Source organism: Microcystis sp. M53598_WE2, from assembly GCF_030067735.1.
Lineage (GTDB): Bacteria > Cyanobacteriota > Cyanobacteriia > Cyanobacteriales > Microcystaceae > Microcystis > Microcystis aeruginosa.
The window spans coordinates 1-7,957 of the sequence record NZ_JASJFE010000191.1 but is presented as its reverse complement, the minus strand read 5'-3'; the positions used below and the strand labels follow the sequence as shown (position 1 = coordinate 7,957).

The following is a 7,957-nucleotide window of genomic DNA, read 5'->3' as shown; positions in this document are numbered from 1 at the left end:
CCTCCTCGCTTACGTTAAAAAAGTGCTGGACAATTTTGGAGGCGAGTATGTAATTAATTTTGCCTAGGTACTTATAACCAGCTACTTGCAAGATTGATAAAACTACAGAATTAATTAAGGTAAAAAGTATCTTTTTTAGCCGATTAACCAGCCAATTAAGCATTAAGATATACTTGAAAATTTTTATTAAAACTCAAAAATTATGACGGAAAATATCCCCACCATTGTGGTCATGCACGGCGACCAAACTGGAGAAGAACTATTACTAGAAGCCCTGAGAGTATTGCAACCCTCGATAATTCGTCAACCGCTTAACTTTGCCGATTTTGATCTTAGTTTAGCCCAGCGTCGCCAGAGTAACAATCAAGTGGTTCACGAGGCCGCCGAAGCGACTCTAAAAACCGGATTAGCTCTCAAAGCTGCCACTATTACCCCAGAAATTAAAGGAGATGTGGGCAGTCCCAACGCTATTTTAAGAGAAGCAATGAATTCTCAGGTAATTCTCCGTATCGGTCGCCGTATCCCCGGTATTCGTCCGATTGGGGGCGTTTATTCTCCCATTGCCATTGTCCGCATGGCCGTTGATGATGCCTACGGGGCCAAAGAATGGCGAGAAACCACCGCCACCGGCGATGAAATTGCCTATCGCACCTCGCGCATTTCTAGGGCTACCAGTCGCGCTGTGGCCGAGTTTACCTTTCAACAGGCCAAAAAAACCGGGGCGCGGGTATTTGGCGGACCAAAATTCACCGTTAGTGCCACCTACGAAGGGATGTTTAAAGAGGAATTAGACGCGGCGGCCCAAAGACATCCGGAAGTGCGTTATCAACCCCTGTTAATTGATGCAACTTTTGCCCTACTTTTACAAACCGACGGCGAAGCTTTGGTGATTCCGGCACTTAATCGCGATGGCGATTTATTATCCGATTTTGTCTTGCAACTCTATGGCAGTATTGCCGGGGCCGAAAGTTTAGTTTTGGGATTTGATGAGGAGACCCTAGCGGTTAAAACCATTATGGCAGAAGCTCCCCACGGCACGGCACCGGCTTTAGAGGGCAAAAATATTGCTAATCCCATGGCGATGATTTTAGCCTCGGCAGCTTTGTTAGGTTATATCGAAACTAGCGAGGCGCGCAAAGCTTCTCGGGCAATTTATGAAAGTGTCTTTGAAACTATTCACGAGGGCAAAAAAACCCCCGATTTAGGGGGACAAATGACCATGAGTGAGTTTACCGATGAGGTGATTCGTCGCGTGGTCAGTAAGTTAGAAGTTTGGTCTGCTTTGGGGTAAACGAACTCATCTGATTGCTCTCTTAAAGTGGTTTGAAGAAAGGGTAATCCCAAAAAATAAGAATTGTTGCAAAAGCTTTGCTTTTGTTGGTTTTGCGGAGAAATAACAGCTACCTTTGAAGTGTATAGTAGAGTCCCTTTGCAGGATTAGAATAAGGACAATGAAACTACAAACTTTGACAAAAACTCTGACTATTGCTCTGATTGGTGTAGGACCTGCCTTGACCTTACAATCACCGAGCCAAGCTCAAGCCAGATTCGAGTGTCTTTTACCAGTGACAGGCCCCCATGTGGGAGTTCCCACAACCTATGTCAAAGTCGGCTCTAATGAACGCAAACCTGTGATTCGTTGGGTTTCTGGTTATTCTAGCGGTTCCGGTTACACTCCCCAGCAACGGTGTCTAGAAGTAACTAAACGATTCAATACCCTTGACGCTCGACCTAGAGGAATTGATATTATTACCACTGGCTATCTCAATGGTCTGCCGGTCATCTATTCCCCTAGTCATGGACGAGAACGGGCAAATAGCAGTAACCTATTATTTACCCTCAAGAGAGGGGAAGACGCAACCGAGAAAATCCAACAGCTATTCGACCTCCGGGAGGGAGCCGGAACCGATCCTTTGTTTGAAAGCTCATCGGATTCTGTCATTGTCTATTTCAATAAATTCCTAGAAAATGCTCCCGTGGAAACAAATCCTGCCACCGGTTCGTCCCCCTCTCCACTGCCGGAGACTTCTCCCGAACAACCCCCCCAAAAACCATCAGGCGGTTCTGTTTGGTAAACTTTTCTAGTTCTATAGATAAGGTAGGTTGGGTTGACGCAAGGAAACCCAACGCCCGCTGTTTGGTAAACTTTTCTAGTTCTATAGATAGGAGCATAGTAATCAAGTGAGTCGGGCGATAAAAAGAATTTTGGCTGGTGCGGGCAGTTTATTATTGGGACTGTCCACACCTTTGCTTGCTGTCCAAAGCTATGCTCCTGCTCTGGAACCTAACCAGGCCAATGCCCATAGCTCTCAACAACTTTCAGAACAACAGCTGCGTCAGTTAGCCAGAGCAATTACTGTTAAGGTGTTATCAGGGCAAGGCTGGGGTTCGGGCATTTTAGTTGAAAAGCAGGGTTCTTCCTACAAAGTCCTCACGAATGACCATGTTTTAGGGCGGTATCGCTATCGGGGTTGGCAAATACAAACCCCTGACGGCAAGATACATCGGGGTGAGTTGGTCAGAACAGTTCGCTTGAATGATTATGATTTAGGCTTAGTTTCTTTTCGCAGTAGCCAAGTTTATTCTATTGCTGATTTGGCTAATGTCGATGATCTCGCTATCGGAGATGAAGTTTTCGCCGCTGGCTTTCCCTTCGATGGCGATCGCCCGACAGAACAAGGATTTACCTTCACCGTGGGTAAACTGTCGCTTTTGAGTGATAAATCCTTTTCGAGAGGCTACCAAATCGGCTACACCAATAAGATTAAAAATGGTATGAGTGGCGGACCGCTGCTAAATCGGCAAGGTAAAGTTATTGGTATTAACGGGATTCATGCTTATCCTCTCTGGGGTAAATCCTACGTTTTTGCTGATGGAACAGTGACTTCACCAGCACTGTGGGAACAAATGAGTCGATTAAGTTGGGCGATTCCTATCGGGACTTTTTTACAATCGGGGTCATCTTCTTTATCTGCTTCCAGTCGGCAACGGCCCGCAGTGTCACCCCCACCGCTTCCCACCCATAGAGAACCCACTTTCTGGGAAGATTTTCCTTCTCCATCCTCGTCAACCCCAAGAGAAAAGAATCCCGCTCCCACACCACTCTGGTAAATTCCACTCAACTGTATTTTTAAACCAGAATGAGCAACAATTTCTTAAAAATTTCCGCCGCCCTAGTTAGTATAGCGGTGTTTGTGGTTTCTCCTCAGATTGCTAAGGCATCAACAACTAAGCAGATAGAAAAAACTGCTGAAAAGATTACCGTTTTAATCCCCTCAGAAGAAGAGGGGGCGAATGGGAAAATTACTGCTAATGGCTCTGGATCAATTATTGCCAAAGAAGGAAGGGTTTATACTGTTCTTACTGCTAGTCATGTAATCTGTAAAGATGCTAGAGATGCCTGCAAGTTCTATTACGATCAACTAAAAATTATTACCTGGGATGGTAAGAAATATCCGCTCGATTACAATAGCATCAAAAAATTACCCGGAGTAGATCTAGCTCTCGTGCAGTTTCAGAGCGACCAAAATTATCAGTTAGCGACCTTGGCTAACTATCAAGTAGCTGACGAACAATTTATTTTTGCTTCTGGATGGCCCGACCCGAAATTTATCGGCAAGCGGAAACGATTGTTCAATCTGGGGAAAGTGCTACCCAAGGACATTACACCCTTGCTGAAAATATTTCCTCCGGAGTTGGGGTATGAGATAGTTTATACCAGTGTCACCTATGGGGGCATGAGTGGCGGTCCATTGTTGGATATCAATGGACGAGTCATCGCGGTTCACGGACAAAATGAAGCCGAAAAAATCGAAAAGGTTCCCGTGCCAATTGGCTTTAGTCTCGCTATTCCCATCACTACTTTTTTGAAATTAGCACCCCAGTCTGGCATTCAAGGGCAGATAAATGTCGAAAATTCGCCCCCCAATACCTTATCTTTGCAAGAAATTGGGGATGAATTATACAAGGCTTTTGAATTTCCCCATAAGAACGATACTAATCCCCTAAACTGGCTTAATCAAGGCAATACAATGTGGCGGTTAGGACAATTAGCCCTCGCCTATGCCGCCTATGAAAAAGCCTTGCAACTCGATGCTCAACTCTATCAAGCTTGGTATGGGAAAGGTCTGGTCTTGACCTACTGGAAACGCTCCCAAGAGGCGCTGGCCGCCTACGAACAAGCTCTCAAAATTAATCCTAAGTCCGATACCGCCAAAAAACTGCGAGACAAGCTCCAAGAATCCTTAGGGGGAGGAAATACCCCTTCTCTAACCCCCTCACAGCCAACCACCGCGCCCACCGTAGAGCCTTCACCAGAGCCCTCTAATCCGAGAAGACTATGGTGAAGTCAGTCCCGATGAAAAAATTTTCACCCCCACAGATGAAAGAGGTTTCCTTCCCTACACCCCACACCCGACACCCCACACCCTCTTTCAAGTCAGTAGGGAAAACGCGGTTAGCTAATAGTGGGTTGCACCAATTTAGCTAAGAATGCTTGAATTGCTCGTAGTTCTGCGGGGGGATTGCGGAGAAACTCTTCGTTACTGGCTAAAATCATCGCATTATAGGCCCGCACCGCCGCCAGCAATTTAGCTGGAACTACCTTCTTATCTTTGAGCAGTCTCTCTAAGCTGGCCAATAAGTCTTCAATAACATTTAAAGGCGCTGTGCCGGGGGCTGAGTAAAGAGCGGCAATGACAGCATTGATATTATTACCCGCCTGTGCATCCCCTGTTAAGATGCTCAGTAGCGATTGCTGAACGGCTGCGGGAATCGGGGTACCCGTGAGGGAGGTTAAATTATTATCAGCTAACAGAGTATTCAGAGAAGCGGCCGCCTGATTAACAGCGATTTGAGCCGGTTCTCCCCCCTGAAATCCCGTTACCGTCGTGGTGCTGGGGAAAGTTTGACCGGCAAAATCACCGGTGGAAAGAATTGGGCCAGTGGCATCGGATTGGTTGCCGGTTTGCGCCATAACGGGAGAGACTAGGGCATTGGTCAGCAAAACCGCCGCCACTAGGGAAACTTGCCAATTAGTCAACCATTTCATCAACATGGTCTTAATCCTCATTCAAAAAGCTAAATTAGACAATCTAAAAACCGACTAACGGGGGAAAAAGTAATTGTAGCCGATACTCATGACGAAGCGAGCGCCGTCCCCGGCATTCCCCGTTAAATCAGCACCGGCAAGGTTAACCGTCAAGGGGACTTTCGGGAAGGGAATCAGGGAAATACCTGCGTTTAAATCTTGACCCGACCATTCGACAATGGCCGAGACCGGTTCAACAATTCGTAAACCCGCACTAGCAAAGACACCGAGGGAATTTACCCCATCTTCGATGGCTCCTTCCGAGCGAAAACGACCACCACCAACACCCAAGGAGAGCGTCAATTGACTAAAGGGTTCTTTCGTTGTTTCTGTGAACTGAAAAAATTTGCTCACCACCCCGTAGATACTGCTACCGGCATCTGTCCCACCCCAGCGAATGGCGTTTTCAAATCCTAGGGCCACAGCAAAACCTTCTGGCAGAGAACGGTGAATTTTAAAGCTAAAACTACCCCGTCCGGCGTTATCACCAAAAAGGCTCAAAATCGCCAGAGTTACATCTAAACCGACAATTTTCTGGCGTTCTCCTAAACCGACCCCTAGGGCTAACCCGCCATCTGCTTGATTGGTAAAACGGGTTCTCGACTGGAAAGCGAAACCACCGAAAATCTGCCCAAAATTCGCTCCAAAACCGATGGGAGTAGAGATACTGCCACTAGGGGCAACCACAAATTCCGCCAGTTTCGCAGAAAGGGTTTTCGGTTCCTCAATCAGAAAATCTTGACGTAAACGCTGTAATTCGGGGGAAACATTGGTATCAACTGGGGTGGATGCTTGCGCTTGCCATTTTTCGACTTCTGGCGAGTTATTACCCCCTGCTGGGAAAAGCTGACTCGCTTGCATTGTCCCTAGATTCGCCTTCCATTCTTCTAGGGTTGAAATTGTCCCGGTCTTTTCTGTTGCTAAAGTATCGCGGGAAGATTTCTCTAGTTTATTTTCTGAGGATGAGGGCAGATTACTATCGGCTAATCCCTCTGTTGTCGAGAAGGAATTGGTTGTCAGAACTCTTTCTGTCCTCTCTAATTCTACGGGGGAATTAATGGTAATTTTTTCCTGGGATACCCGAATAGAAGCAGCGTCAATGTCTAAGGGGGAAGGAAGGGCCTTCACCCCATCGCAAAGTATGGCTGTCCCCAAACAGGATGTGATCAAAATTCCTCCAGAAAATATCTGTCTCATCTGGCTGTTTCTTTTGGCTTTTTTTAACAACACTTCCAGCTTTCCTCACAGACGAAGTTAATTGGCCAGAATTGTAACTGATTTATTTTTAGATAGCAAGTTATTAAACCTGTTCGTTATCAATCATGGAATCCCCTAGTGCGCCTAAATGAAATGTAAAATATTTACGACCTCTATTCTTGGCTTCGATGGTTGTGCTGCGTCTCTGTTCAGGAATCAAATAGGCGGATTATATTGCTAGAACCAAAAAAAGCGGGTTGAACCCCGCTTGTAATCAAAAACTAAGCTAACTTAAAGGCATCTCGCCAACACCAGCGCAACAGGGTAAAAGCTATCAAACCTTTAACCACTTCTAGAAACCAATAACCAATCTGTAAAGACATCATTTCTCCCGACATTCCCGACGCGGCAACGGGAGCCAGTAAACCCATAGCGCTCAGATTGGGAGTGAGAAAATAGGTGTAAATTAGGGTGATTACTAAGAGAACACCGGCGAATAGAAGCGATCGATGTTCGGGGAGATGGATTAAGGTATGATAGCGGTGGAAGACAACAAAGCTACACAGCACAATCGCCGCACAAACTAATTCCAGATGGTTAAAAATGCCAAATAGCAAGTAACCGGCACTGGCAAAGCCATTTTGTGTCATCATGCCAGCTACGGATAAGCTGGGGATAATGATTAAATCGATGACGAAACTGGCACTTAACCAGAAACCAAGAACAACCATGGCTAGGGTTGTCCAATTAAACCAAGACCGATAACGCTCAACAAAAGTTTTCATTAGGCTTGCTCCTCCTTGCCCTTCTAACTTAATTGTAAAGAGCGTTCGCCAAAGTTTTGGCAAGTTTTTTGCTAATTCTTAGCAATTCTTATCAATTCTTAGGAGAGCAACCACACAATACCGCTCTTAAGTAGGTGGGTGGAATTAAATATAAGATGAACGTAGGTTGGGTTGAAGCATGAAACCCAACGGCCGATTATGTTACGCTACCGCTAACCCATCCTACAAATAATTGTGCCTCCCTACTTATCTCTAGATTTGGCTACCCGCTCGGCGCAGAATTGTAAAGATTTATCAACAAGTGTTTATAAAAACCTTTAAATATTGACCAAGGTGACGATTCTAGACTTACCCTGAAACAATAACTGACTATCTACGGGTTTACTGTTATGGATAAGGATTTTCGTAACTATCGCATGGTTTGCACCCTCACCTTCGGAGATATTTACGGACAAATAATCGTTTGGTTAATCGTTATTTTTCTTACTCTGGCTTCCACTCTAGCTCTTTGGAGTAGCACTAGACAAATTTTCGCCCTCGCTACCGTGGGGTTAGTCGTCGTCCTCTCTTTGCCTTTTTTACTCTTTGCTTTCGTTACTACCCTCCTCAATCATATTGAATTCGTTCCCATCGAAGCGGAAACCAACATTCGTCGTGGTCCTGTCCCCGGAGTTAGCGGCAGCCGTGTACCCGCAGCCAGCTAAATCCGACCAAATCCCCAATAAATAGGGCTTGCTGAAAAAGTTTTTCCTGGGGGCAGGGTGTGGGGTGTGGGGTGGGGGGTGTGGTGTGTGGGGTTTTATCGATTTTCAGGTGGTCAACTACCTAATTTTCAGGGAAAAAGTACCTGAATTTTCCCCCCAATCACTCCAATGGTCGGCACTTT

8 protein-coding genes are annotated in these 7,957 nt (G+C 45.8%); 5 read left to right on the top strand and 3 right to left on the bottom strand.

Annotated elements, in window-relative coordinates; genetic code table 11:
• The first annotated feature begins 202 nt into the window (after positions 1–202).
• The 4 genes from PX636_RS04155 (at position 203) to PX636_RS04140 (ending at position 4,346) form a co-directional block, all read left to right on the top strand.
• Positions 203–1,291: an isocitrate/isopropylmalate family dehydrogenase gene (locus PX636_RS04155; protein ID WP_002774283.1), complete on the top strand. Its 1,089-nt coding sequence runs from the start codon at positions 203–205 to the stop codon at positions 1,289–1,291.
• Between the two features lie 160 nt (positions 1,292–1,451).
• Positions 1,452–2,075 (top strand): COP23 domain-containing protein, encoded by a 624-nt coding sequence (locus PX636_RS04150; RefSeq protein ID WP_288116300.1) that lies wholly within the window; start codon positions 1,452–1,454, stop codon positions 2,073–2,075.
• Positions 2,076–2,181: 106 nt separating this feature from the next.
• Complete coding sequence (locus PX636_RS04145) at positions 2,182–3,111, top strand: S1 family peptidase (RefSeq protein WP_288116299.1); 930 nt, start codon at positions 2,182–2,184, stop codon at positions 3,109–3,111.
• A gap of 29 nt (positions 3,112–3,140) precedes the next feature.
• Positions 3,141–4,346, top strand: coding sequence for a tetratricopeptide repeat-containing S1 family peptidase (locus PX636_RS04140; RefSeq protein WP_288116298.1), 1,206 nt, complete (start codon positions 3,141–3,143; stop codon positions 4,344–4,346).
• Between the two features lie 110 nt (positions 4,347–4,456).
• Here PX636_RS04140 and PX636_RS04135 read toward each other — a convergent pair whose 3' ends face one another.
• The 3 genes from PX636_RS04135 to PX636_RS04125 form a co-directional block, all read right to left on the bottom strand.
• Positions 4,457–5,056 carry a hypothetical protein gene (locus PX636_RS04135; protein WP_288059668.1) on the bottom strand — a complete coding sequence of 200 codons (600 nt, stop codon included), beginning with the start codon at positions 5,054–5,056 and terminating at the stop codon, positions 4,457–4,459.
• Positions 5,057–5,104: 48 nt separating this feature from the next.
• Positions 5,105–6,319, bottom strand: a complete 1,215-nt coding sequence (locus PX636_RS04130) for a hypothetical protein (RefSeq protein WP_353853454.1) — start codon at positions 6,317–6,319, stop codon at positions 5,105–5,107.
• 248 nt (positions 6,320–6,567) lie between these two features.
• Positions 6,568–7,071 carry a hypothetical protein gene (locus tag PX636_RS04125; protein ID WP_288116296.1) on the bottom strand — a complete coding sequence of 168 codons (504 nt, stop codon included), beginning with the start codon at positions 7,069–7,071 and terminating at the stop codon, positions 6,568–6,570.
• Positions 7,072–7,460: 389 nt separating this feature from the next.
• Here PX636_RS04125 and PX636_RS04120 point away from each other — a divergent pair, with 389 nt between their 5' ends.
• Positions 7,461–7,775: a hypothetical protein gene (locus PX636_RS04120; protein WP_002735918.1), complete on the top strand. Its 315-nt coding sequence runs from the start codon at positions 7,461–7,463 to the stop codon at positions 7,773–7,775.
• The last annotated feature ends 182 nt before the right edge of the window (positions 7,776–7,957 follow it).

What these genes read in the sequence shown, in the direction of transcription:
- PX636_RS04155 (WP_002774283.1), top strand. Translation starts at nt 203, where the DNA reads ATGACGGAAAATATCCCCACCATTGTGGTCATGCACGGCGACCAAACT.
- PX636_RS04150 (WP_288116300.1), top strand. Translation starts at nt 1,452, where the DNA reads ATGAAACTACAAACTTTGACAAAAACTCTGACTATTGCTCTGATTGGT.
- PX636_RS04140 (WP_288116298.1), top strand. Translation starts at nt 3,141, where the DNA reads ATGAGCAACAATTTCTTAAAAATTTCCGCCGCCCTAGTTAGTATAGCG.
- PX636_RS04135 (WP_288059668.1), bottom strand. Translation starts at nt 5,056, where the DNA reads ATGTTGATGAAATGGTTGACTAATTGGCAAGTTTCCCTAGTGGCGGCG.
- PX636_RS04125 (WP_288116296.1), bottom strand. Translation starts at nt 7,071, where the DNA reads ATGAAAACTTTTGTTGAGCGTTATCGGTCTTGGTTTAATTGGACAACC.
- PX636_RS04120 (WP_002735918.1), top strand. Translation starts at nt 7,461, where the DNA reads ATGGATAAGGATTTTCGTAACTATCGCATGGTTTGCACCCTCACCTTC.